We start from the raw sequence: 26,323 nt of genomic DNA on the forward strand, positions 1-26,323 counted from the left end.
GAACAGATAACGAAGAAGGGGGTTCAGGCTGTGATACCGAGAAAGCGCAACTCGTTGAAGGGTAATGCAGATATGGATTGGGGTTTATATCAATATCGGCATTGGGTGGAGAATGCTTTTGCCAGGCTAAAACAGTATCGGGCAATAGCAACGCGATACGACAAACTGAAGCGAAATTACGAGAGTATGGTAGCCATAGCGTGTGGAACTCTGTAGCTATCTATGTGAAATGTCAACAGACCCTAGGCTTGCCAAGTTTAATTGGCGATTTATTTACCCAATCGGAACTTCAGATGGAGAATGTTTTTGCATCATTGTGGAATAAATGGCATATGGCCACTTTGCTGCACCGCGCCGGCTTGCGTAAGCGCTCGGGGGTGGCAGTTACACAGGTTGTTTATTTGCTGTTAATGTGGGTGGGGTTAAAAGTTGGTTTGATTGGCATGTTTTCGCGTAATCCATGCAAAATTTCACCGATGCAGAAAAGATGTTATGTATGATGATCTTAAGCGGGAGGATGTCAATTGACACGCCTACACTACAGATTGCACGACAAGTTGTGATGAAGCATAAGTTGATGGGCCATGAGATCAGAGCTTTTGTGCTGGATGATTCCATTAAAGCAAGACGCAGTAAAAAGATGCCTGGGATTTCCAGTCATTTTGATCATTTGACGGAGCGTGTTGTTAAGGGTCAACAGGTTTTGACGCTAGGGTACGCTACTGAGGAAGTATTTCTCCCGCTGGATAATGAGCTTTATATCAGCCATAAGAATGTTGCTGAGCTTAAGCAACCCTTTCGGAATGGCCGAAGCCATGTGGTCAAACGCTACCGGGATGCGGTATTGCTGAGCAAGCCGGAAATAGCCGCCAAGATGGTGAGGCGTGCTTTGGCTTCGGGGTTTAGTGCAGAGCATTTGTTGGCGGAGGCCTGGTTTGGCAATAAGACCACTTTACGATTAACACAGACAACCGATCTCACCGCTATTGTGCGCATGAATATCGCTATAGTTATTACCGTCATGGCGTACGATGCACCACTCTGGCAAATGCCAAGGAGAGCTGTACAGTCATCATGTTCGCAAGCAATGTCAAAGCATTCCAGGAGCACATTATCGCTACAAAATGCTGGATATTGAGCTTAATCTGGCCTCGTCGTCCTATGAAATGTCCCCAGTGGCTTCCTTATCGACTGCTCTTTGTAAAAGGAACAACAGGAGATCATGCAGCAACACCTGGTAAACATGATTGGGCATTGTTTATCACTACGGATACCCCAATGGAGGCAAGCCGCATGCTGGAAATCTATGCATTACGGTGAGGTATCGAGGTTTACTTCAAGGAACGCAAACGTCACCTTGGTCTGTTGAAGGAGCAAACCAGTAGCTCTGCAATTAGATCATCTTACCTTGCAGCAAGAAGCCTTGGATAGGAGGGCTCAGTGTAATTTTATTCGATTTTGAATCCCGAAACTTGAGTTAATAGTTGATGAACATCACTAAGGATGCGGTACATGGCTATAACAAAGGAGTCAGAGAAATATGCCATGCACCGCAAGGGAATAAAAAACATATACATAGCCGATGACGCAATAGCAGAACACCACAAGTATGTACTAAAATACCCGAGTAATAGGAGTATTAATTAGTACTCATTCTCACTAACAAAGTTCAAACAAATTCAAATATAAAATAACCTGGTGAGGTGTAAATAACTCACCAGGTTATCTAGGATTATGACAAGTATTAATAACAACATTAATTACATACTTTATCGGCCAGTATGGTAAAAGCTTTAGCATATTTTTGAAGCAATCTAAATTAAGCTTTACCCTGCTCAAGATAAAGCTGTTATCTACAGCTTTATTCACGGAAAATGTGGATAACGAGCAAACCTAGCAAAACCATAATTTTAAAATTATGGGTACCCACGCACAGCAATTCTTATTGCTCCCAGCCTGTTCTATGTTTCAATGGATCGCACATCATAGCGAGATAAGAATCACAAGAAGAACAAATTGCACAAAAAGAAATCGAAAAGTTTATAACACCAAAGCCAATATTACTAAACGATCAGAATTACTTTGAATAACTAGCAAAAACACTACGTGTAATCAATACCATCATATCGGATTAAGCGGATCAAGCGGATTAACTAGATTGTAGATTGTAGGATTAAAGCCTCATCCTTATATCAAACAAAGCAAACTATAAAAGCAAGCTATATCTGTTATAAACGTAGCGTTGAACACCTTGTTATTCCTGTATAAGTGTGCCATTTAGTTGTTAAACATGGATTGCTTGGAAAACTTTCTGCAACTGTTGCGACAACTTTATAAGGAGCTAATAATGAAAAAGTCACATCGCAATATCATAGTTAAGCTAAATCGTGATTACTCCATCGTCCTTAGCCAGTTCTGCAATGAGAAAAATTATTCTGGCTTACTATTTGTCAATATTGAATCTTACGATAATCTCTTATGCAAGAATACAAACTTTGTTATTGCTCCAATATTTAAGCAATTAAATTATCAAGATAAGATAATTGTTGCACCCTCTGTCATTGAAAATAACACGACTCTTACACTTGAATATGGCTCTCTTTTTGTGGTTCATCATATTCTGGAAAATCAATATGGTGAGATTGAGGGGCTTGAGCCAGGTTATTCAATTATTACGCTCAATTTCCTTTATCAACTCAATGAAGAAATTGTCGTCGGTAAGAAAGAGCCATTCTGGTTCGAATTGCCGCCCGCTAAAAACCTCCATTAGCCTTACCATATTCTTCTGAAATTTACATAATGAAATAAAAAGTTTCCGATAAAACTGAAACACAATACTAACCAAATTCTAACTAACAGGTTATCTCACAAGATACCCTGTGAAGAGCCGAGCCGATGTGAGCACCGGTACGAAAGGATGGGGGTTAGCAACAATTTGCCGGCGGAACAGATGGGGCGCATTAATCTTATCTTCCCGCCCTCTTCTATCACCAATCACCCTACCCCGTATATTTTTACATAACTTAGATACTTATTGAGTTCTAAATTTACTTCTGACGCACCATAAGCGTTACTTCTTTCCTTGAGCCATCCGGAAATTCTAAGAGCTGGCGCTATTACCTAATCAGATTGATTAAAATAAAACGAAGGCCGCGTCATCCTTTACCTTGATGAAAGCGGTTTTGCTCACGACATACCACGCACGCATGGCTATGTGCCTATGGGTGAGCGTTGCTATGGTATAAAAGATTGGCATGCAAGAGGCCGCACCCATGTGAACGGCGCCCTGATCGGAAAGACGCTCCTGACCGTAGGCCTATTCATAGCTCATATCACCGCCGATATTTTCTATGCATGGGTGACGCAGGACCTTTTGCCTAAACTTCTGCCCGCTTGCGTAATTGGCATGGACAACGCGACGTTTCATAAACGGCAGGATATCCAATCCGCCATTGCCAATGCCGTGCATACACTTGAATACTTACCGTCTTATTCCCAAGATTTTAATGACATTGAGCCAAAATGGGTCCAGGCCAAAGCCATCAGAAAAAGGGAAGGTTGTTCCATCGAGCAGCTCTTTACTGTTTATGAAATTTTAATCATTTTATATGGGATCAACTATAATACGGTAAGGAGAAGCCGATAAAATCAAACTTGATTTAGAAATGGAATAATTTTTACGCATTCATTGTGGAGTTCAAAAGGAAGAAACTATATGCATAGAACAATATCAAATCTTTCATGAACGAGTGTATAAATTGCAAAAAGATATCACGATATTGTTAAGTCTATTTACGCATTAATCAGCCACTCACAACCTAACGCTGCGACGCAAGTTAGTTTCCGTCCGTTGCTCACACAAAAAGGGATTACAACAATGAAAGTCCTTTTCATTCTGAATGAGCCACCGTATGGCTCCGACAAAACTTACAACGCACTTCGCCTCGCCATGGTGTTCCAGAAAGATCAGCCAGACACGGAAGTACGCCTCTTTCTTATGACAGATGCGGTCACGGCTGCTATCTCCGCACAAGCCACACCGCAGGGCTATTATAACGTAGAGCGTATGCTGAAGTCGGTTCTTGCCAAGGGAGGCCATGTCAAGCTTTGTAGCACGTGCTGCGAGGCGCGAGGCATCAAAGACGTCTCGCTCGTGGAAGGAGTTGAAGTTAGCACCATGAGTCAGTTGGGGCAGTGGACAATCGAGTCAGATAAGGTGCTGGTCTTCTAGCCATATTGTTTTAATAACGCGTCCCATTCGACGCCATCGCCCACTGTGCTCATTCGGCGCGGTTGCTCGCAAGCATTATCTCTGTTAAAAATGAATTTTGCGCTATCTCACTGTCTGTTTTGAGTCTAGGATGCTAGGGTCTGTTGACAATTTGAGATAACTATTTAATAAAAAGGAGCAAACTCGTAATATTCAGGTTCCTATACCACCAATAAAACGAGTTTGCGATGCCCCGATTGATGCTCAGTGATGAGTTCTGGTCGAAGCTGGAGAAGATTCTGCTTCAAGAAGCGATTGATAACAAGCACAATCTGCGCATGACGGTAGAAGGCATACTGTATCGAATGCGGGTTGGCTGTCCGTGGCGAGACCTGCCCAAGGCGTTCGGCTGCTGGAATTCCATCTATAAAAGATTCAATGCATGGTCATCCAGTAGTGTAGTAAGTGGATGAGGATTTTTAATGCGCTGACTATTGATCCGGACTGGGAGTGGGGGTTTATTGATGGCAGCTACGTTAAAGCGCAAAGCCAAGTGCGGGAGCGGTAGGTCAGGAAGACCAGGCCATCAGGAAAAGCCGTGCGGGTAACACTACGAAGATCCATTTAGCGGTTGATAGTTGTCGTTTGCCGGTTGAGTTTGATATTACTGGCGGAGAAGTGAATGATTGTTCTGCAGCACCCCAGCTGATTGCTAAGTTGCCTGACGTGGAAGTGATTGTGGCAGATAAGGGCTATGACAGTGAATATATACGGGAGCAGATAGTAAAGAAGGGTGCCAAGGCTGCGATCCCGAGAAAGCGCAATTCGTTGAAAGGTAATGCAGATATGGATTGGGGCTTGTATAGTTATCGGCATTTGGTGGAAAACACCTTTGCACGCCTCAAGCAGTATCGGGCAGTAGCTACGCGATATGACAAATTAAAAAGAAATTATGAAAGTATGGTCGCCATCGCGTGCGGATATCTGTGGCTACCTATGTGAAATGTCAACAGACCCTAGTAAGTTTATCCTCCAAGCTTTCGCTCAGGTTTGAGCCAGAGCGAGAAATTTTCCCGTATGTATCGGCAATTATTTTAAAAAGTTGTCAAAAAAGGCATTAATCATTGCATGGTGCGCTATACCCGGTACCGCCACAGTTTAGAGCTGTTCGGTCTTATCGCGATGTATAAACCGAGGTTGTCGGTAAATCTAATCGATTTATCATTGGCTTTTGTCTGGCGGATTTTTACGCCGATTAGTGGCATGGTAAAATTTGCGCTTGCGATACCCACTACAATACCCGCTTTTTTTCATTGATGGAGCGAAGATTTTATGGAAAATCGTTAATAATAAAAGGCAAAGAACTGCTTAAAACATAGGCTTAAGCTAAAACTGTGGATATGCAGAATACATCATTTATATTTAGAGTGTCTTTAAAAATTCAGAGTTCTAGACAAGACGAGGCGTGAACAAAAAATGTTGACGCAGCATATAACTGATATGTAAGGGAACATTTTTTTTGAACAACGAAGTATGGTGACGAAATGTGAATTTTTAGAGATGCCCTTTAGTATTATAATTCGCGTTTTTATGAATGATTAGAATCATGTCAGATTTTAAACAAGCCTTTATTGAATTTGCTATTGAACATAACGTGCTGCGCTTTGGAGAATTTAAAACCAAAGCAGGACGCTTGTCACCCTATTTTTTTAATGCAGGATTATTTAATGATGGCAATTCACTCCATAAACTCGGCCAATTTTACGCGAAAGCCATTTTAGCTGCCCAACTCCCGTTTGATATGTTGTTTGGCCCAGCATACAAAGGGATTCCGCTTGTCAGTGCGATTGCCATTGCGCTAGCTGAGATGGGTCATAATTATGCTTTCTGCTTTAATCGAAAAGAAATCAAAGATCATGGCGAAGGGGGTAATATTGTAGGAGCGATACTGTCAGGCCGTGTGCTAATTGTCGATGATGTCATTACTGCAGGCACATCAGTCCAGGAATCTGTCAATCTTATTCGTACTGCTTCAGCCACACCTTGTGGTGTCGTCGTTGCGCTTGATCGCATGGAGCGAGGGCGCCATGAGAAATCTGCTATCCAGGAAGTTGAACAGATGCACGGCATCCCAGTCATCAGCATCATCAATCTGGATAATATTATGGATTATTTAGTGGCCAAGAGCGATATGGCACCAGATTTATTAGCAATTAAGCGCTACCGCGCACAGTATGGTGTTGCTTGACTTATCCTTTCTTAGTCTAGCTAATCCATAAATAAAATAACCGAATGAAAGGATCACCTCTGATTCAACTATCACTGAATTCATTTATTATGCCAAATATATTGTTTTCATCTTTTCAAAAGATCCATTTTGAGCATACAAATTTGTTTTTCTAAAAAATATATGTTAATTTTGTTCTTAACATCGTTTCTTAGTATTCATTAACTATTGATAGGCGTCACTGGGTTGTATAATTTTATACAACTGATGTAATAGCAAACTAGGGTTCCGGCTTCTTTTTTAAGAAGTGTCTGGTCCGAGAGTTTCTGGCTTCGGTAATAACGAAGCTCCACGGAGGGATAAAAGCCCGGGAGATTACGTAATGTGTGGACACATTACGACTTTCGGTATTTGACCTGATGATTTAAAGGAGGCTTCGTTATGTACACATCAATCTTATATTCATTTCATTACTTTCTTTCCAGCGATAGCACTGGAAGAAATCTAACGCTCCCTACGGCCGATTCATTGATACAGGCCAACGTGAGTTATTGGAGTTGGTCAGGAAAAAATACACAATGCCTGACCGTTCATTTTTTTCCAGTTATTCCCATGTTTAAAACAGCCATAGCTCTCAGGCTAAGCTGTTTACCGATTTTCAGCTTCTCAGTTAATTGAGAGTTTTGACTCGGATTGAATCATTTCTCATTACTTCTATGAGGCATATCATGTCAACCGTTCGTAGTCACAAAAGCTTTTCATCTCAAATGAAATCACCTGAACCACAAATGCTTAATCGCAGCATGGGCATCTGGAATAGTTTTACGCTTGGCTTCGCTGTGGTTTCTCCTGTTGTTGGACTTTATGCCATAGTCGGTGTACAAACCAATGTTACTGGTGGAGGCTGGTTCACAGCACTCGTGATCTGTTTAATCATGCAGTTATTGGTTGCCACCGTCTATGCCGAACTCTCTTCCCAATTTCCGATTGCTGGTGGCGCTTACAAATGGGCACGGCAGCTCGGTGGAACTATTACAGGTCAGTACGCTGGTATCATTTATGTCAGCTCAACCATCGCCATGCTGACCACAACCGCCTATACAGGAGGAATCTGGCTCGCGATTTTATTTGATTCTCCAAGTGGAACTGGTCTTATGATGGTATTTTGGGGTATAGTTTTTCTGTTAATTTGCATGTTGCTCAATCTTGCTCATGTAAATGTGTTCAAGTCGATCATTGCACTGGGGGTATATGCCGAAATCATTGGATCGTTCGGTATTGCCCTGTTACTTTTCTTTTTTTTCCGAGAACACCCAGTTTCCGAATTATTCCAAAACCTGGGTGAAGGTACAGCACCTGACAAACTCTCAGCTTTTTTAGCTGCGCTCGCCATCGCCGGCTGGGCATTCATCGGATTTGATGCCTGCTCAACAACTTCAGAGGAAACGCATCAACCCAAGCGCATGGTACCCCGCGCGATTTTTTTCTCGTTATGCGCGGTAGGTACTGTTGTCGTTTTCAATTCTGCTGCTTTAACGTTATCGTTTGATCACGATACCCTGGCGAAAACCAGCGCGACATTTGATCCCATTACGCCGCTGATAACAACCCATATTGGAGATTGGTTTGAGAAACCTTTTTTGGCAATCGTCGTGATCGCTTTTCTCGCTTGCGGCGCGTCCGTCGTCAAGTACACCTCCCGCATCGTCTTCTCCATGGCGCGTGAAGGCAACCTGCCCGCATCACTCAGCCGTGTAACTGCTACCAAAGCACCGAGAAATGCAATTCTATGCACAATATTTTTGGCCAGCCTGGGGCTGCTGTTCGGACTCAACGATCAGGCTGTCGCGACCATCATCGCATTTGGTACAGGAGGTCTCTATGCCATGTTTTCCATGACAACAGGCGTCGGTTTATACACTCGGCTTACCGGCCGCTGGGATCCGGCGCTGGGTGAATTGAAATTAGGGGGATGGGGTCTGATCATCAATATCGCCGCCTTTCTCTGGTCATTATTCGAGTTAATTAACATTGCGTGGCCACGTACCTACTTGGCTTCACCCGATGCGCCTTGGTGGCAGCTCTGGGCAGTACCACTGGTTCTGGGAGGCATCATAAGCATGACAACCTTAACCATTCTGATAAGGAGAAACAAATGAATCACGATAACGTATTTCTGTGGGAAGAACGTATTCCGGGTGGATGTCACTGGTCAGGCGTTTTGCGTCGGGGGGTTACCCTGCGTTTAGCCGACGTCACCGGTAACGCCAATGGTGCGATTTTGTTTTTCAATCAAGAAGAAAAACTGGAGCGCTACAATATGGCCGATACTTTAAAGGCACAACATACCTTTCGTTTGACCAAGGGACACGCCTGTTTCTCCGACATGGGGCGGATATTCTGCTGCATTACAGCCGATACCGTGGGATGGCATGATACTGTATGTGGTTTGAGTGATAGCAAACTGATCCAACAAAAATATGGCATTGCCCGCTATCAAGAACATCGTAACCAAATGTATCGTAGCGGTATGGATGGCATGCTGATCGAGCTGGGTAAATGGGGATTGGGCATGCGTGACATCGTGGCCAACATAAATCTTTTCAGTAAAGTAACTGCCAACAACGTGGGCGAACTCACCTTCCATCGCAACCATAGTAAAGCGGGCGGTTATGTCGATCTGAGTTTTGAAATAGATACATTGGTGATCCTCTCTGCGGCTCCTCATCCGCTTGATACCAACACAACTTATCAACCCGGCGCTGTCCATCTGACAGCATTTACTACACCCATCACAATAGCTTCGGAATGCAAACAGATTGCCGAGAACCTGCGTGGATTACACAATACTCATAGGTTCTATCACCCTTGTGGAGGTGCGTTATGAATACGTCTCAATTGATCGAAAGTAAACTTAATCCTGATTCTGCCATCATTGATGAAATTTGTGCGGCAGGTGAACCTTGGGTCAAGATGGTTAAACGGGGGCAAATTTTCCGTATCGTTGACCTGGAAGGTAATCAGGCCGTCGATACGCTGTTTTTCAATGCAAACCATGCATTGGAACGCTATAGCATGACGGACACGATACGCGCTCAGAACAAGCTGTATCTGACCACTGGCAGTAAACTTTGCTCTAATTTTGGCAATATGATGCTTACGATCATTGCGGATACCTGTGGGCGACATGACACGCTGGGCGGTGCTTGTTCAGCAGAAAGCAACACAGTGCGTTACGCGCTAGAAAAATACCCTATGCATAGTTGCCGCGATAATTTCTTGCACGCACTCGCACATGAAACCGCTTGCGAACATCTTGGCATGAGTAAGCGGGATATTCCGAGCAATATTAATTTTTTTATGAATGTACCTGTCACAGAAGATGGTGGATTGGAGTTTGTGGACGGTATTTCTGCGCCCGGCAAATATGTCGAAATGCGTGCCGAAATGGATGTATTGGTATTGATCTCGAACTGTCCGCAACTAAATAACCCTTGCAACGCTTATAACCCAACACCGATCAGATTACTGGTTTGGGAGAGGCAAGCTAGTTAATGGTTGATCCATAAAGGATAAAGCTATGTTTAATAAAGTACTCATTGCTAATCGAGGCGCAATTGCTTGTCGTATTATCCGTACACTCCACCGGATGAAGGTAGCAAGCGTAGCCGTTTATACCGAAGCTGACGCCTTATCGCGGCATGTCATCGATGCGGATGAGGCCTACTGTATTGGTAGTGGCATCGCGGCTGAGAGCTATCTGCGTGCTGACAAAATCTTAGCAGTTGCTCAACAAACTGGCGCGCAAGCGATTCATCCAGGCTATGGCTTCCTTAGTGAGAAAGCTGATTTTGCCGAACAGTGTGCTGCGCATGGGATTTGTTTTATCGGCCCTACTCCGCAGCAAATGCGTGCCTTTGGCCTGAAACATACTGCCCGGGCCTTGGCATTGCAAAATCAAATTCCCCTTCTGCCTGGAACCGATCTGCTGGAAAGCCTCGAATCAGCCTGCCATCAGGCCAAGCATATTGGTTACCCCGTCATGCTGAAAAGTACTGCCGGCGGTGGCGGCATAGGCATGCGTCTCTGCTGGAATCAGGATGAACTGATCGACGCTTATGAATCTGTCAAAACACTTGCGCAAAATAATTTCAAGGATGCCGGATTGTTTCTGGAAAAATATGTCGACCAGGCTCGTCATATTGAAGTGCAAATTTTTGGTGACGGTAAGGGTCAAGTTGTGGCGTTGGGCGAGCGAGACTGCTCCATGCAACGGCGCAACCAGAAAGTCATCGAAGAAACACCGGCCCCCAATCTCCCTCCTCCCCTGAGTCAGGCGTTACTGGAAACGGCAGTACACCTAGGCAAAGCGGTTAATTATCAATCTGCCGGTACCGTCGAATATATTTTTGATGCTGTTAATAGCCAGTTTTATTTTCTTGAAATCAATACTCGTCTACAAGTCGAACATGGGGTAAGCGAGGAAGTGACCGGTATCGATCTGGTGGAATGGATGGTGCGCCAGGCAGCGGGCGATCTTCCTCCTCTTGCTTCTTTTACAGTCAAACCACAGGGTGCTTCTATCCAGGTACGCATTTATGCTGAAAATCCTGCAAAAGACTTCCAGCCTTCCAGCGGTACATTAACTACAGCAGAGTTTCCTACAGCCGCCCGTGTGGAAACCTGGATAGATCGGGGGATAGATATATCAGCATTTTATGATCCCATGCTGGCTAAAATCATCGTGCATGCACCTGACAGGGAAAAAGCCATTGCTCATCTCCTTACGGCGCTGGATCACACCGCATTGCATGGGATTGAAACCAATCTCGCCTATCTCAAGCAGATTCTGCAAAGCGCCGTATTTCGTAGTGGGCAACCGAGTACCCAGTTTCTTAATGGTTTCCATTATCAGGCACATAGTATTGATGTCCTGAACGCGGGTGTGCAAACCATGATACAGGATTATCCGGGGCGAATTGGTTACTGGAACGTGGGCGTTCCTCCTTCAGGGCCAATGGATAGCCTTGCCTTCCGCCTTGCCAACCGGCTAGTGAACAATAATGAAGATAAAGCTGGGCTGGAAATTACCCTGACGGGACCGACACTGCGTTTCAATTGCGATAGCATTATTGCCATCTGTGGCGCTCCTATCGATATATTGCTGGACGGTGAGCCCTTGCTCCAGTGGCAATCTCATCTCGTCAAAGCAGGTGCGCTATTACAATTTGGCAAAGTTAAACAAGCAGGCAGCCGAGTTTATCTGGCAGTGCAAGACGGCTTTCAGATACCTGATTACCTTGGCAGCAAAGCTACTTTCACACTCGGCCAGTTCGGTGGGCATGCAGGACGTGTACTACGTGCCGGGGATGTGTTGCATATTCACGCCGTGAATTCTTCTCAACCTTTCCTTCCGCAGTATGTGCCACAGGAATGGATTCCTCATTATACAAACCACTGGGAAATCGCGGTATTGTATGGTCCTCATGGAGCGCCTGATTTTTTTACCGAAGCAGACATCGAACATTTTTTTGCCGCTGAATGGAAAGTCCATCATAACTCCAGTCGTACCGGGGTGCGCCTCATAGGTCCTAAACCGCAATGGGCGCGCACTGATGGCGGCGAAGCTGGTTTGCATCCTTCCAATATTCATGATAATGCCTACGCGGTTGGCGCAGTTGATTTTACCGGAGATATGCCGATCATCCTTGGCCCTGATGGTCCCAGTCTGGGTGGCTTCGTTTGTCCGGTTACCATAGCTCATGCAGAGTTATGGAAAATTGGCCAGCTTAAACCAGGCGATAGTATCCATTTTCGCTCGATATCGATGGAAGATGCGCTTACGCTGGAACAACAACAGAACCTGTTTATTCAGCATCTTCATGCCGATGGAAACATCTCGATTTCTACTCAACGCTCGAAATTAGAAAGCCCCATTTTGCATCGCATTTGTGAGAGCAAAGAACAGGTGCAAGTAACTTATCGCCAGTCTGGTGACAAATACTTGTTAATCGAGTATGGTCCGTCTATGCTCGATCTTAATTTACGCTTTCGAGCCCATGCTTTGATGACCTGGCTACAGCAACGTATCGACAATAATGAGCTTGCCGGCATCCTGGATCTGACGCCCGGCATTCGCTCACTGCAAATCCATTTTAATGCACGACGATTAGCGCGCGATGCGCTAATGAATCTTCTGATTGCAGGTGAAAACGAGCTGCCCTCAATCGATGATATGGAAGTGCCGTCCCGTATCGTCTATCTGCCTTTATCTTGGGATGACGCCGCCACACGGCTGGCCATTGAAAAATACATGCAATCGGTTCGCAGCGATGCGCCGTGGTGCCCAAGTAATATCGAATTTATTCGCCGCATTAATGGCTTGGAAAGCATCGAAGAAGCTCAGCATATTGTATTTGCAGCGAGTTATTTGGTCATGGGGCTGGGAGATGTCTATTTGGGCGCACCGGTCGCGACCCCGCTCGATCCCCGTCACCGTCTTGTCACCACCAAATACAATCCGGCACGTACTTGGACACCTGAAAATGCTGTCGGGATTGGCGGTGCCTATTTATGCATTTATGGCATGGAAGGCCCGGGTGGCTACCAGTTTGTCGGCCGCACCGTACAAATGTGGAATCGCTATCGCCAAACCGAGGATTTCAAGGAGGGTCGCCCTTGGTTATTGCGTTTCTTTGATCAAATCCGTTTTTATCCCGTCAGCGAAAGTGAGCTCCTCAAACTGCGCAACGATTTCATTACCGGGCGTTTTAAACTACGCACGGAAGAAACGGTTCTGAATCTGAGGCAATACAACGCTTTTCTGCAACAACACGCTGCCAGTATCAATGCATTCAAAGCCAAACAGCAAACTGCGTTCGAAGCTGAACGCCGACGCTGGGAGGCTAATAACCTAGCTCAATATATCAGTGAAGATATGTTGGAAGAAGCGGATGCACAGAGCGAACTCGACTTACCGGCAGGTGCGCAAGCCGTCACTTCTCAAGTGACAGGCACAGTCTGGAAACTGCTGGTCAGTGAAGGAGAACACGTAGAAGTAGGAAAGCAGCTGATCATGATCGAATCCATGAAAATGGAATTCTCGGTAGATTCGCCTGTCACTGGCACTGTGCGGCAATTATTCTGCAAACAGGGGGGATATATGTCTGCTGGGCAAGTACTACTCATCATTCAGGAAGAAATGTGATGGTGGAAAGATTTCATCCCCTCAGTGATATTTCTTCCTTACTGCAACACTATGCAAGAGGTGAGTTATCTCCCACTCAACTGGTAGCGATGATCCATGCTGAAATTCAACATGATCCGGACCATATTTGGATTGCTACCCTTCCACTGCAGTCCTTGAAATATTATGCAAGCCAGGTAGAAGCAAAGGGAATGGCGGAGCTCCCGCTATATGGTATTCCCTTTGCCATCAAAGATAATATTGATCTCGCCGGTGTACCGACCACGGCTGCCTGCCCAGCTTTTGCCTACACACCCTCTCGCAGCGCAACTGTCGTGCGCAGATTAATGGATGCTGGTGCCATTCCTATTGGCAAAACCAATCTGGACCAGTTTGCCACTGGCCTGAATGGCACACGGTCTCCTTACGGTGCTTGCCGCAATGCATTTAACCGTGACTATATTTCCGGCGGTTCAAGCTCAGGCTCTGCGGTTGCTGTTGCCAAGGGACAGGTATGTTTCAGCCTTGGTACTGATACCGCAGGCTCAGGCAGGGTTCCTGCCGCTTTTAATAATTTGATTGGCTATAAGCCCACGAAAGGCTGGCTTTCAGCACATGGCCTGGTACCAGCCTGCCGCTCCCTCGACACCGTATCAATTTTTGCGTTGACTGCTGCTGATGCTGCGCGCATTCTGGAAGTTTCTGCGGGCTACGATGCTGAAGATATCTATTCCAGACAAAGAGAAGAATATAACTTTGACTTCGGCGCAATTTCCCATTTTCGCTTTGCTGTTCCGCGTAGGCAGCAATTGCAATTCTTCGGTAACCTTGAAAGTGAGCGATTATTCCACGAAGCGGTCGCCTCAATGCACGCGCTGGGTGGTGAAGCGATTGAAATCGATTTTGAACCTTTTCTCGAAGCTGCCCGCCTTCTCTATGAAGGCTCTTGGATAGCCGAGCGGTATAGCGCGATTCAGTCATTTTTTGAGTCACAAGGCGATCAAATCATTGCACCCATACGCGAAATTATCACAAGCGCGCAACAATACTCCGCCGCTGACGCCTTCAAGGGACACTATCAATTGCGTCGCATCAAACAGCAGGCGGATCAGATCTGGCAAGTGGTTGATTGTTTGCTTACCCCCACTGCCGGCACAATCTATTCCATTCGAGCGATGCAGCAGGACCCGATACGCCTCAATACCCATCTGGGCTACTACACCTATTTCATGAATCTGCTCGACTATGCGGCCGTCGCTACCCCTGCTGGCTTTCAGCATAATGGTCTTCCTTTTGGTGTTACGCTGGTTGCGCCTGCTCACCAGGATATACCCTTACTACGTCTTGCGCACCGTTTGCAAGAGTTCTACTCACTCCCTTTGGGAGCGACGGATATTGCGCTACCTAAAACTCGCTTCCCTACCATATTTCAGTCTAGTCAGGTACGTATCGCCGTTTGTGGCGCACATTTATCCGGTCTGCCGCTAAATGAACAATTGACTAGTCGCCAAGGTCGATTAATAACTAGCACCACTACTTCCTCAGACTATAGACTCTACGCATTACCAGGCAAACCACCTCAACGTCCTGGCTTAATTCGAGTAAATGATAATGAGCGAGGCTTCGCAATTGAAGTAGAAATTTGGGAATTGCCAGCACGCGAATTTGGCAGCTTTGTTGCTAATATTCCAGCACCGTTAGGTATCGGTACCATTACCTTGGTAAACGGTGAAACAGTGCAAGGTTTTATCTGTGAACATTATGCAACCAAAAAGGCAACCGATATCAGCCATTTTGGTGGATGGCGCAACTATCTTCAACAATTAACCCATCCATAAACTTACGCCTCTTGGCCCATCCGTTTTAATCGACTCGTTGATGAGGAAAAAAAAGCATATCAAAAGATTCATGGCTTTCAACTGCCCAACCCACTATACTCATTCATATCAAAATTATTATTAAGGTAAGGAAAAACTCATGATAGCCAGCATGACAGGTTATGCCGTTATGTCTAAGGAGATGGCACATGGCTCCTTAACGCTAGAACTACGCTCAGTTAATAATCGCTATCTCGATATTCAGTTCCGTTTGCCAGATGAATTTCGCTTGCTGGAACCTGCAATGCGTGAGCTCTTGAATACCCAGTTAAAGCGAGGAAAAATTGATTGCCGTTTAACCTTCATACCGTACGCTAAAGTAGATTTACCTCAACAGCTCAATGAGCAGTTATTAAATAAATTAATAGAGCTGAACAACACGGTTAAATCGGCTCTTTCGGATGCAAAAAGCCTGACTGTAGCAGACATTTTGAGTTGGCCCGACATATTGAAAAGCGATATGACATCTACTCCAGAACTGCATGAAGCTTGCATGGAATTACTTCAAGCGACTTTGAATGAGTTTATCGCTACGCGTGTTCGTGAAGGAGAAAAACTGAAGAATACATTGCTGGAGCGTTTGCGCCAATTACGCCAATTAACAACGGCGCTCTCACCGCGTATTCCAATATTGCTCGCAGCTTTTCAGGAAAAGTTAATAACACGTTTGCAAGAAGCAAAAATAGATGGTAACGATGATCGTCTTCGACAAGAGCTAATATTATTCGCAAGCAAGATTGATATAGACGAGGAATTATCACGATTACAAACTCATCTAGACGAGGTGGAACACACCCTATTAAAAGGAGGATGTGTTGGCAAACGGCTTGATTTCTTGATGCAAGAACTTAATCGAGAGGCTAATACTCTTGGGTCAAAGTCTGTAGACGTGGAAGTTTCAAAAATTTCTGTAGAGCTAAAAGTGTTGATTGAACAAATGCGTGAGCAAGTTCAGAACATTGAATGATATTTTACGCTGTATTAGCCGCTCCGCGGCTGCAAATGCTAACGCGCAGCATGCTTACGGCATTTCATTTTTTGCGAAATCATGTTCTGGTTGATCAACAAGCACGTCTTGATCAGCAGCTATTCTATCATTCTGTATGCATGTAGCAATGGGGCGAGGCTGATCTGTTTCAATATCTTCACTAGAAAAACAGCTCTAGATCCGTCACTGTCTCTTGCAAAACAAAACGCCAACTTAATAACCTAGTCTTGATTTTGATCAATTGGACAGTAGGCCCCTGTGCATTAGAACGCAGGAACCGATATTGTTGGATTCAATTACCGGATTTTCAGCCCGAATGAGTTTAGTTTGATAAGCACATTCAATTCCTTTTAGTAAGTATTGGATGTGCTTTTTCAATCTACGCTGTTAACAGAAATAAACGTTAAATTTTGGAAAAATTCAAGAAAGAATAAATATCCAATCAAAATATTGCCGGTTGGATATTTACTTTTGTATTGGTTTCCCATACTTGCGGTTAAATTTCTCAACTCTTCCGGCAGTATCCACAATCTTCTGTTTCCCAGTATAAAAAGGGTGACAAGCCGAACAAACCTCAATATGTAAAGGCTTATTTAAAGTAGAACATGTTTTAAAGACATTACCACAGCTGCATGTTACAGTTATTTCTTGATAATTTGGATGAATTTCTGCTCTCATATTCTTTCGTCCTTAATTTTCAGACCAAATCTCTGGATTATATATTAAAAAAACGGGGTATTATCCTTTATTAAAGGACTGGGTGCAACTTTGGAAGGCTTATGTCTTCTTCAATATCAATGCCATCGTAAAACAAATTTAAAAATTTGGTAGCAAAAAATAATTTATACACGCCGCATTGAATCAAAAAAATCAGCATTACCTTTTGTAGCTTTAATTTTGTCAAGTAAAAATGACATTGCGTCCATATCATCCATTGGGTAAAGTAATTTTCGCAATATCCATATTTTCTGTAAGATATCCTGCGGAAGCAATAACTCTTCTCGGCGAGTACCCGAACGGTTAACATTAATAGCTGGATAGATACGTTTCTCTGCCATACGCCGATCAAGATGAATTTCCATGTTGCCAGTACCTTTAAACTCTTCGTAAATGACATCATCCATGCGTGAGCCGGTATCTACGAGAGCAGTAGCAATAATGGTAAGAGAACCTCCTTCCTCTATATTCCGTGCAGCACCAAAGAAGCGTTTTGGACGCTGCAATGCATTGGCATCCACCCCCCCTGTTAATACTTTGCCGGAAGCAGGTGCAACCGTATTATAAGCGCGAGCTAAACGAGTGATAGAGTCAAGTAATATCACCACATCTTTTTTATGCTCCACAAGACGTTTAGCTTTCTCTATGACCATATCGGCGACCTGAACATGCCGCATGGCAGATTCATCAAAAGTAGATGAAATAACTTCACCTCTGACTGAGCGAATCATTTCTGTAACCTCTTCAGGCCGCTCATCAATTAATAATACCATTAAGATGACATCAGGATAATTAGCTGCTATTGAATGGGCAATATGCTGCAACATTACTGTTTTTCCCGACTTTGGACTCGCTACTAATAAACCCCGCTGTCCCTTCCCTATAGGAGCAATCAGATCAATGATCCGACCTGTAATGTTCTCCTCAGATTTGATATCACGTTCTAATACCAAACGTTCGGTGGGGAATAATGGTGTCAAATTTTCAAACAGAATTTTTCGTTTGGAGTTTTCTGGCGGCTCATTATTAACCTTGTCAACTTTGACTAATGCAAAATATCGCTCTCCATCTTTGGGGGGACGAATTTCCCCATCGACTGAATCACCAGTATGCAAATTAAAGCGTCTAATTTGACTAGGTGAGATATAAATATCATCGGGTCCTGCCAGATAAGAAGTGTCAGGTGAGCGTAGAAATCCAAAACCGTCCTGCAAAATTTCCAGGGTTCCTTCTCCAAAGATACTTTCATTTTTACGTGCCTGATTTTTTAGTAAAGCAAAAATCAGATCCTGTTTTCGCAAACGATTGGCTCCCTCAATTTCATTGGCAACAGCCATTTTTATCAATTCGGAAACATGTAGACTTTTAAGATCAGATAAACGCATGAAGAAACTCGTAAAAAATGATTGGGATAGAAAATGAAGCTAAAATAATCAGGAAGAGGAGTAACGCCAATAAGGAAAAGTCAAGTTTGGAGCAATAACTCTTTCAGCTAAAAGCTTATAGAGCGTTTTTATTAGGTAAGTCTAAGATTTTATAGATGGCTGTCAATGAATGCTGTCAATTGAGACTTTGAAAGAGCACCAACCTTGGTTGCTTCAATATTACCATTTTTGAATAACATAAGGGTGGGGATGCCACGAATTCCATATTTTGGAGGAGTCGCTTGATTTTCATCAATATTAAGTTTTGCGACTTTAAGTCGACCACTATACTCATTCGCAACTTCATCAAGAATTGGGGCAATCATTTTGCATGGTCCACACCATTCTGCCCAGTAATCAACTAACACTGGCGTGGTTGATTGTAGTACTTCTGCTTCAAAAGTGGCATCTGTAATATAATGAACATGTTGGCTCATGAAATCCTCATTCAAATTTTATTTTTCAAGTTAATATTGATCAATAGTGCAATACACTAATGAATAGATCTGTCATACAGGACAGCCAATCGAATCTAAGCTGAAATAGAAATGTGCAAGCTTGTGATTGTTATACTATAGAAAATTCCGGTAAATGGGAAGTGTTGTCATACATTACAATTAAACTTCTATAAACCCTACGTAAGACTAACAATACTTAAGAAGCTGACATTAAATCATAAACTGGCTTGTTAGCCCCAGTTTTATTACTGAAGTTTATTTTATATACAAAAATATGAAGCAGAATCTATATATATTTAACTATTCCACCAAGAGGCGAATAATCATGCATTTAATAAAGCGTAATTATACCCGTCAAATATTGACCATGCTTATTTGTTCGTTCTTGATTTGCTGGAGTATGGCGCTTATTGCATCTCCTGTACGCCAGGAAATAAGACAGTTTATTGATGAAATGGTTGCACAACATGGATTCAATCAATCCAAACTTGAAGATATATTTAATAGGGTGCAATTCCAGCCAACAATCATTGATTTGATTTCAGTGCCAGCTTCCTCCATACCTTGGAATAAATATCGCGCCCGTTTTATCAATTCCCAGCGCATAAAAAGTGGCGTCAATTTCTGGAATGAACATGCACAAAAACTGGAGCAAGCAAGTCAAGTATTTGGCGTCCCTGCAGAAATTATTGTTGCCATCATTGGCGTTGAAACTGCCTATGGTACAACGACAGGTAAACATCGCGTTATAGACGCATTGACTACTTTAGCATTTGATTTTCCAAGACGCGCTGATTTTTTTAAAAGTGAATTGGAGCAATACCTGTTACTTGCACAGGAGCAAAATTTCGATCTATTCAGTATCAGAGGTTCTTACGCAGGAGCCATTGGTTTTCCACAATTTATGCCGGGAAGTTATAGACGCTATGCCATAGATTTTGATGGTGATGGGAAAACTGACTTAACAAGCAATCCCACTGATGCAATTGGTAGTGTCGCTAACTATCTCAAGGAATATGGGTGGGAAGCAGGAGGACCAATCATAACACGCGCACACGTACCTATTGATAGTAATCATTATCAAGAAATTTTGCTTGCAGGCATTGAACCCATTCATCCAGTAAAAAAACTTCGTGCAGCAAATATTATCCCATTGCAGAAAACAGGGGATGAAAGACTAGCAGCACTTATTGAATTAAAAGATGAGGACACGCATCAATATTGGCTCGGTTTTAAGAATTTCTATGTCATTACACGATATAATCGCAGTACTTTTTACGCAATGTCAGTGCTGCAGCTTGCTGAGGCCATCCGTGCTGCACGAAATTCAAGTCTGCGATAAAATAGTTATTTAGCTATGAATAAGTTTAATTTCAAGATAACTTGTGCGCCGGACTAGTACATTCGGCTGCTGGGATGATTTTCAGAAGATAAGTTACTTCTCCGGATAATCAATGTATTTTATTGCCACCCGTAAGCTTTAATCTTAATCTATCTTAATTTACGGATAAAATGTTCTCTATTCTTGAGCATCTGTATAATTTTCTTTTTTAAATACTACAAGATGATCAGCTTCTAACCTGATACCGATTTTCTCATCAATCGCATGATTATGATGACTCGAAATGAGCGATAATAGAGTCCTTCCACTGGTTAATTTCAACGTATAAAGAATTTCAGCACCTCGAAATGCTTTATGTATGACCATGGCTTGTAAAGTACTTTGTTGATCGTATACAATATCGTCTGGTCGAATTAATACCTCTACTTCAGTTCCGGCAAGATAAATGGCATCATCTAATTCGTACTGATGATAAATATCTTCCGTTAAAATCCCTAGTTCTATTTCGATCTTCCCTGGGGAAAGCATTTTCCCAGGGAGAAAAATACCTTGCCCGATAAAATTGGCAACAAAGCGATTGGCAGGGCGATGATATAAATTATAGGCCGTATCCCATTGCATAATTTTCCCTTGATGCATGACGCCAATTACATCTGCCACAGAGAAAGCTTCGTCTTGATTATGCGTTACCAGGATAGCAGTAATATGCAGACTCTTTAGAATATCGCATATTTCTAAACTTAAACGCTCCCGTAAGCTGATATCCAGATTAGAAAAAGGTTCATCTAGTAGCAATAAATCAGGATGCGGCGCCAGCGCTCGGGCTAAGGCTACCCGTTGTTGCTGCCCGCCGGAAAGCTCATGAGGATACTTGTTAGCCTCTTCTGCAAGACCCACAATTTGTAGCATCTTGGCTACACGTTGCATACGCTCAGTCGGATGATTGCGGTGCAATCCAAACCCTACATTTGCTGCTACTGTCAGATGAGGAAACAAAGCATAATCCTGAAATACCATACCAACATGTCTTTGCTCGGGTGGAAGGCTAAAGTTAGCACGACTCACAACCATGCCGTTAAGTAATATTTCACCCTCCATTAATGGCTCAAAACCTGCAATACAGCGTAATACAGTAGTTTTCCCACAACCGCTGGGCCCTAACAAGCACCCGATCTCCCCTTTTCTTAAATCAAATGATAAATGGCTAATGGTTGTCTGCTTACCATAAGCATGTTGAATTTGATCTAATTTCAGTAAGGTATCCACAAGCTATTTATCTGTTTGTCGCATCAATAAAATAATAGGAACCAATCCAGCCAAAACTAACGTCACGGCAGGTAATGCAGCCTGCTGCCATTCACCCTCTGAAGTCAATGAAAAAATACGTACAGCCAATGTATCCCAACCAAAGGGACGAGTCATCAAAGTGATGGGCATTTCCTTCATGACATCTACGAAAACCAGCGCAGCAGCGGTAAATATTCCCGTTTTCAACATCGGTAAGTGAACACTTCGAAGCACAGCCCAACTGGTCAGACCAAAACCCATCGCTGCCTCATCTATACTGCGCGTAATGCGTTGCATAGCACTGTCTATGGGATAGTGACCAACAGCAAGAAAGCGTGTCATGTAAGCTATCAGCATTACACCGACTGTGCCTTGAATCAATAAACCAGCTTCAATTTGAAATAGGGTTAACAGCCATTCATTCAACTGATCATCTAACCAGGCAAGTGGAATAAAAATACCTACTGCTAATACTGCACCTGGCAGAGCATAACCTATCGTTGCAATACGGACTGCGATTCGTGTGAAAGTATTGGAATAAAGGCGAACTGCATAAACTAATAATATGGCAACAAAACAAGTAATCAGTGTGGCCATGACTGATAACAGAATTGAATGCAAGAGAAATTCCAGATAACGTTGATTAAAGCTCTGCATTAAAGAATGAGCAGCCCAGCCACCCAATTGCATGATGGGCAGCACAAATGCAAAAAATAAAACACTTGCAGCAAAGCAGGTCGCCACACTCGCTTTCCAACCTGAAAGTACGAGACGATCCGCGCGTGAACTTCTCTTTGTTTCAGCGAAGCGCATTCTCGCTCGAAATTGCTGCTCAATAATAATGAGTACGAAAACCAGGATGATCAGTAACGATGCAAGCTGAGAAGCTGCAGGTAAGGAAAACATCCCAAACCATGCTTTATAGATCGCCGTGGTAAATGTATCGTAATTAAACACAGAAACGGTCCCAAAATCTGCAAGAGTTTCCATGAGCGTCAGCATGATGCCGCCTGCAATCCATGGGCGGGCCATCGGTAACGCTACTTTGAAGAACCCTTGTTTACGGTTAAGGCCCAGTGATTGAGCCACTTCCAGCAAACGCTTTCCTTGCGTTAGAAATGCATTGCGTGCCATTAAATAAACATAGGGATAGAAAGCCAGAATCATAACAACTGTCACCCCCCCTCCTCCGTATAAATCAGGAAACCAGGGTAACTCTGATCCTAGCCAAGTGCGTAAAGCTGTCTGAATGGGACCGGTATAATCAAACAGACCGAGTACAATAAATGCAGTCACATAGGCTGGAATGGCTAATGGCAGTAATAAAGCCCAGGAAAAGAACCTGCTGCCCGGAAACTCATATATTGCGGTAAGCCACGCAAGGCTGATACCCAACAATGACGTCCCAACAACAACTCCCAATGAGAGCCAAAATGTGTTGATTAATAAGGTAGAAAGTGCAGTTTCAACAAGATGCTTCCAGACATCGTCCGCTGGCATTAGAAATGAAGAAAAAACAACAACGACGGGAATGAGTATCAGTGCTGCAACAAGAAACGGAATTAGCCGCCAAAAACTTGCTTTGCGGTTTAAGAAAAACAAGGGCCGGCTAATTTCTGTGTTTTTATTTTCTATTGCAGCATATTTTTCACTATTCACATGTACCTACTAGTTTATCGATAACCAGCACGATCCATTAACTTTATTGCTGCTGTTTGCAATTCCCCTGCTTTGACTAAGTTCATTGGATTTTGTTTAAACTCACCCCAAGCTGCAACCATTTTACTGGGCTTAATCTTAGGATTGACAGGGTATTCCATATTGACGTCAGCAAATAAATTTTGCGCTTTCTCTGAAGATAAAAATTCCAGTAATTTGACGGCTGCATGCTCATTCTTGCTGAATTGAGTAACGCCGGCTCCTGAAATATTGACGTGAACACCGCTATTTTTCTGATTGGGCCAGAAGATGGCTAAAGGTAAATCAGGATTGCTTTCCATCAATCTGCCATAATAATAAGTATTAACCAGAGCCACATCGCATCGTCCTGCTGCTACAAATTCCAGGGTTCTTGTATCATCAGACAAAGGCTCAGTTGCGAGATTATCGACCCAACCTTTCACAATTCTTTCAGTTTCAGCTTCCCCATGCTCGGCAATCATCATCGCAACAAGCGATTGATTATAAACTTTTTTCGAGGTGCGCAAGCATAATCTCCCCTTCCATTTCGGATCTGCCAGATCCTCATAGGTAAAAAGCTCTGACGGTTTTACTTTTTGCGTATTGTAGACGATAGTGCGAGCCCGAACTGAAAGACCAAACCACTGCCCTTGCGGATCTCGTAAATGAGCAGGAATATTTGCTTCCAGCATAGAAGAAGAAACAGATTTTAATAGTCCCGCCCGTGCTGCTTCCCATAAATTCCCCGCATCTGCAGTAATGAGAACATCGGCTGGAGTTTTTTTTCCTTCAGCTTTAAGTCTGGCCAATAAAGCGCCTTCCTTGTCTGTCGTAAATTTAACCTCAATACCTGTTTCTCTGGTAAAAGCATCGAACATCGGCTTGATAAGCTCTTCAATTCTTGCTGAATATACTACGACCTGCTCTGCCTGGGCTACATTGATTACCAGTAGGGAAACAAAACAGTATGCAATGACAAAAAAACGTTTAATAGAAAATAGTTTGCACATTTATTTAAATATGAAGCATGAGAATGTCAGAAAGTAAAATCATAGCTTACAAAATTTTGAACAATTATACTATGAATAAGAATTGTTATCAGTTGTGCCTTCTTCAAAAAGTAATGCTTATCCTAATCCAGAAGATGCAGTATTAATTGCCTGCAATGGCGGCGTATATTTCAATCCAAACGCCTCTGCTACAGCGGGATGCGTCAAGAAACCGCGATGTATATTGAGGCCATGCAGCAAAGTGCGATTATGACGTACAGCATCTAGACCTTCATTTGCGAGGTGCACTACATAAGCTGCCGTCTGATTATTCAGTGCAAAGGTACTCGTGCGAGGGACAGCTCCTGGCATGTTAGTAACGCAATAATGCAAGATCCCATCCAATTCATAAACCGGATCACTATGAGTAGTAGGGTGAGTGGTCTCAACGCATCCCCCCTGATCAACTGCCACATCAACGATAACCGACCCTCTGCGCATATGTGACAACATCTCTTTTGTTATCAGCCAAGGCGCTCGTCCCCCCGGAATAAGCACTGCACCAATAACAAGGTCGGCTTGATAAACGATTTCTTTAATATTGAATCTGTCACTCATACGCGTCAGTAATTGCCCACGAAAAATATCATCTAAGTATTTCAACCGCATATGATTCACGTCCAGTACAGTCACCTGAGCACCCATTCCAACCGCAACTCTGGCAGCATTGGCACCTACAATACCTGCTCCCAGAATGGCAACATTGGCTGGTGCTACTCCAGGAACTCCCCCCATCAGGATGCCACGGCCGCCTAATGTTTTAAGCAAGTACGTCGCGCCTATTTGTACTGCCATTCTTCCGGCTACTTCACTCATTGGCGCTAACAAAGGTAACTCACCTGATTCAATTTGCACAGTTTCATAGGCGATGCCAGTCGTTCCTGCAGTCATCATTGTATCAGTCAGCATTTTATTCGAAGCCAGATGCAGGTAAGTAAAAAGAATTAAATCTTGACGCAAATAGCGATATTCTTGCTCAATGGGTTCTTTTACCTTCACCACCATTTGAGCAGACCAAGCATCCTCGGCATGAGGAACAATATCAGCGCCAGCCGACTGGTAATCTCCATCAGTAAAAGAACTTCCGTCCCCTGCTCCGGCTTGTACCCGAACCTGATGCCCGTGTTCTATTAACGTGTGTACGGTACCGGGCGACATCCCGACTCGATATTCATTATCTTTAATTTCCTTGGGTAATCCAATGATCATCAATTGATTCCTAGTTTTTGTTAGTCAGAATGGCTCTTTTACTCTTTTTATGTCCCCATTCATAGCGTCATCTATTTGCTAGACTACTGTGACATTTTAAAAATTCTGATTTGTCAGGAGTTTTGAACAAATCTAATTCAAAATAATCTATGTGTAATAGCTTATTACTTTTTCCGCTGAAATAAATATAACCCAAAAGTTTTTATTCAAAGACTAATTTCACTTTTTTTACTTAACTCAGATTTTCCATTAGCAACAATTAAGGGGTGAATATTGCGCTGAATTTAACGGGAACATCAAATATTTTGGACTTATCCCAAAGACTATTGATCCATTCACGCTGTTGCATAGCAACTGCCAGGCTGATAATCTTTTTTTGTCCTCCGTGGGTTAACCGTGGGTTAATATAGCCAGCTTTGGCAAAGAGTACATAGCGCAGCGTTTTGAGGATATGCTAGACATCAGATTTGCCTCACACCCTATTACTTCGTAATACTGCCTGATGAGACGAACTCATCAAATTACAGGCTGGCATGACTGTCAGCAAAGCAGATTGAGTAACCTAGAAATTCCTGGGGTTAAAACTTTCATCGCCAAAATCATATTTTATTCCTTGATATGGTTTTTCTAGTCAGCACGGCCAATGATACAAACGCCAAAGCTTGGCTT

General features: G+C 43.3%; 22 protein-coding genes, 1 pseudogene and 1 riboswitch. Of the genes and pseudogenes, 16 read left to right on the plus strand and 7 right to left on the minus strand.

Annotated features, from left to right (window positions below):
• The 15 genes and pseudogenes from BM122_RS11755 to BM122_RS11825 form a co-directional block, all read left to right on the plus strand.
• Positions 1–216: transposase (locus tag BM122_RS11755; RefSeq protein WP_143083418.1), on the plus strand; the 216-nt coding region annotated here is incomplete at its 5' end.
• An 8-nt stretch (positions 217–224) separates the two neighbouring features.
• Positions 225–500: a hypothetical protein gene (locus BM122_RS11760; RefSeq protein WP_177198115.1), complete on the plus strand. Its 276-nt coding sequence runs from the start codon at positions 225–227 to the stop codon at positions 498–500.
• Positions 501–517: 17 nt separating this feature from the next.
• A complete protein-coding gene (locus BM122_RS11765) occupies positions 518–1,138 on the plus strand; it encodes a transposase (protein WP_074905736.1) in 621 nt (206 codons plus the stop codon).
• A 23-nt stretch (positions 1,139–1,161) separates the two neighbouring features.
• Positions 1,162–1,320, plus strand: coding sequence for a hypothetical protein (locus BM122_RS23320; RefSeq protein ID WP_177198116.1), 159 nt, complete (start codon positions 1,162–1,164; stop codon positions 1,318–1,320).
• A gap of 1,027 nt (positions 1,321–2,347) precedes the next feature.
• Positions 2,348–2,770, plus strand: a complete 423-nt coding sequence (locus BM122_RS11775; RefSeq protein ID WP_074905738.1) for a hypothetical protein — start codon at positions 2,348–2,350, stop codon at positions 2,768–2,770.
• 387 nt (positions 2,771–3,157) lie between these two features.
• On the plus strand, positions 3,158–3,646 hold the full coding sequence (locus BM122_RS11780) for a transposase (RefSeq protein ID WP_074905739.1): 489 nt from the start codon (positions 3,158–3,160) through the stop codon (positions 3,644–3,646).
• A 231-nt stretch (positions 3,647–3,877) separates the two neighbouring features.
• Positions 3,878–4,231 carry a DsrE/DsrF/TusD sulfur relay family protein gene (locus BM122_RS11785; RefSeq protein ID WP_074905740.1) on the plus strand — a complete coding sequence of 118 codons (354 nt, stop codon included), beginning with the start codon at positions 3,878–3,880 and terminating at the stop codon, positions 4,229–4,231.
• A 227-nt stretch (positions 4,232–4,458) separates the two neighbouring features.
• Positions 4,459–5,212, plus strand: a pseudogene (locus BM122_RS11790) (IS5 family transposase).
• Between the two features lie 604 nt (positions 5,213–5,816).
• On the plus strand, positions 5,817–6,458 hold the full coding sequence (pyrE, locus tag BM122_RS11795; RefSeq protein WP_074905741.1) for an orotate phosphoribosyltransferase: 642 nt from the start codon (positions 5,817–5,819) through the stop codon (positions 6,456–6,458).
• A gap of 248 nt (positions 6,459–6,706) precedes the next feature.
• Positions 6,707–6,813, plus strand: a riboswitch (guanidine-I (ykkC/yxkD leader).
• Between the two features lie 352 nt (positions 6,814–7,165).
• Positions 7,166–8,596: an APC family permease gene (locus BM122_RS11800; RefSeq protein ID WP_083398469.1), complete on the plus strand. Its 1,431-nt coding sequence runs from the start codon at positions 7,166–7,168 to the stop codon at positions 8,594–8,596.
• Positions 8,593–9,324, plus strand: coding sequence for an urea amidolyase associated protein UAAP1 (locus BM122_RS11805; RefSeq protein ID WP_074905742.1), 732 nt, complete (start codon positions 8,593–8,595; stop codon positions 9,322–9,324). The genes BM122_RS11800 and BM122_RS11805 overlap by 4 nt, the downstream gene beginning before the upstream one ends.
• On the plus strand, positions 9,321–9,992 hold the full coding sequence (locus BM122_RS11810) for an urea amidolyase associated protein UAAP2 (protein ID WP_074905743.1): 672 nt from the start codon (positions 9,321–9,323) through the stop codon (positions 9,990–9,992). Before BM122_RS11805 ends, BM122_RS11810 begins: the two co-directional genes overlap by 4 nt.
• A 25-nt stretch (positions 9,993–10,017) precedes the next feature.
• A complete protein-coding gene (gene uca / locus BM122_RS11815) occupies positions 10,018–13,644 on the plus strand; it encodes an urea carboxylase (RefSeq protein WP_074905744.1) in 3,627 nt (1,208 codons plus the stop codon).
• Positions 13,644–15,461, plus strand: coding sequence for an allophanate hydrolase (gene atzF / locus BM122_RS11820; RefSeq protein WP_074905745.1), 1,818 nt, complete (start codon positions 13,644–13,646; stop codon positions 15,459–15,461). The genes uca and atzF overlap by 1 nt, the downstream gene beginning before the upstream one ends.
• Positions 15,462–15,600: 139 nt before the next feature.
• Positions 15,601–16,467 (plus strand): YicC/YloC family endoribonuclease, encoded by an 867-nt coding sequence (locus tag BM122_RS11825; RefSeq protein ID WP_074905746.1) that lies wholly within the window; start codon positions 15,601–15,603, stop codon positions 16,465–16,467.
• A 486-nt stretch (positions 16,468–16,953) separates the two neighbouring features.
• On the opposite strand, the gene rpmE is transcribed toward BM122_RS11825, so the two are convergent.
• The 3 genes from rpmE to trxA form a co-directional block, all read right to left on the minus strand.
• Positions 16,954–17,166, minus strand: coding sequence for a 50S ribosomal protein L31 (rpmE, locus tag BM122_RS11830; RefSeq protein WP_074905747.1), 213 nt, complete (start codon positions 17,164–17,166; stop codon positions 16,954–16,956).
• A 164-nt stretch (positions 17,167–17,330) separates the two neighbouring features.
• Entirely contained in the window at positions 17,331–18,590 is a 1,260-nt protein-coding gene (rho, locus tag BM122_RS11835) for a transcription termination factor Rho (protein WP_074905748.1), read from the minus strand.
• A 149-nt stretch (positions 18,591–18,739) separates the two neighbouring features.
• Positions 18,740–19,066, minus strand: a complete 327-nt coding sequence (gene trxA / locus BM122_RS11840; RefSeq protein WP_046850251.1) for a thioredoxin TrxA — start codon at positions 19,064–19,066, stop codon at positions 18,740–18,742.
• A 346-nt stretch (positions 19,067–19,412) separates the two neighbouring features.
• Between trxA and mltB the strand changes: the two genes are divergently transcribed.
• Positions 19,413–20,429 carry a lytic murein transglycosylase B gene (gene mltB / locus BM122_RS11845; protein WP_074905749.1) on the plus strand — a complete coding sequence of 339 codons (1,017 nt, stop codon included), beginning with the start codon at positions 19,413–19,415 and terminating at the stop codon, positions 20,427–20,429.
• Positions 20,430–20,606: 177 nt separating this feature from the next.
• Here mltB and BM122_RS11850 read toward each other — a convergent pair whose 3' ends face one another.
• The 4 genes from BM122_RS11850 to ald all read right to left on the minus strand — a co-directional run bounded on the left by BM122_RS11850 (position 20,607) and on the right by ald (position 25,654).
• Positions 20,607–21,695: an ABC transporter ATP-binding protein gene (locus tag BM122_RS11850; RefSeq protein ID WP_074905750.1), complete on the minus strand. Its 1,089-nt coding sequence runs from the start codon at positions 21,693–21,695 to the stop codon at positions 20,607–20,609.
• A 3-nt stretch (positions 21,696–21,698) separates the two neighbouring features.
• Positions 21,699–23,216, minus strand: coding sequence for an ABC transporter permease (locus BM122_RS11855; RefSeq protein ID WP_083398472.1), 1,518 nt, complete (start codon positions 23,214–23,216; stop codon positions 21,699–21,701).
• A gap of 173 nt (positions 23,217–23,389) precedes the next feature.
• On the minus strand, positions 23,390–24,406 hold the full coding sequence (locus tag BM122_RS11860) for a Fe(3+) ABC transporter substrate-binding protein (protein WP_083398471.1): 1,017 nt from the start codon (positions 24,404–24,406) through the stop codon (positions 23,390–23,392).
• Positions 24,407–24,523: 117 nt separating this feature from the next.
• A complete protein-coding gene (gene ald, locus BM122_RS11865; protein WP_074905751.1) occupies positions 24,524–25,654 on the minus strand; it encodes an alanine dehydrogenase in 1,131 nt (376 codons plus the stop codon).
• Positions 25,655–26,323 lie beyond the last annotated feature (669 nt).

Source organism: Nitrosomonas communis (assembly GCF_900114745.1).
Lineage (GTDB): Bacteria > Pseudomonadota > Gammaproteobacteria > Burkholderiales > Nitrosomonadaceae > Nitrosomonas > Nitrosomonas communis_A.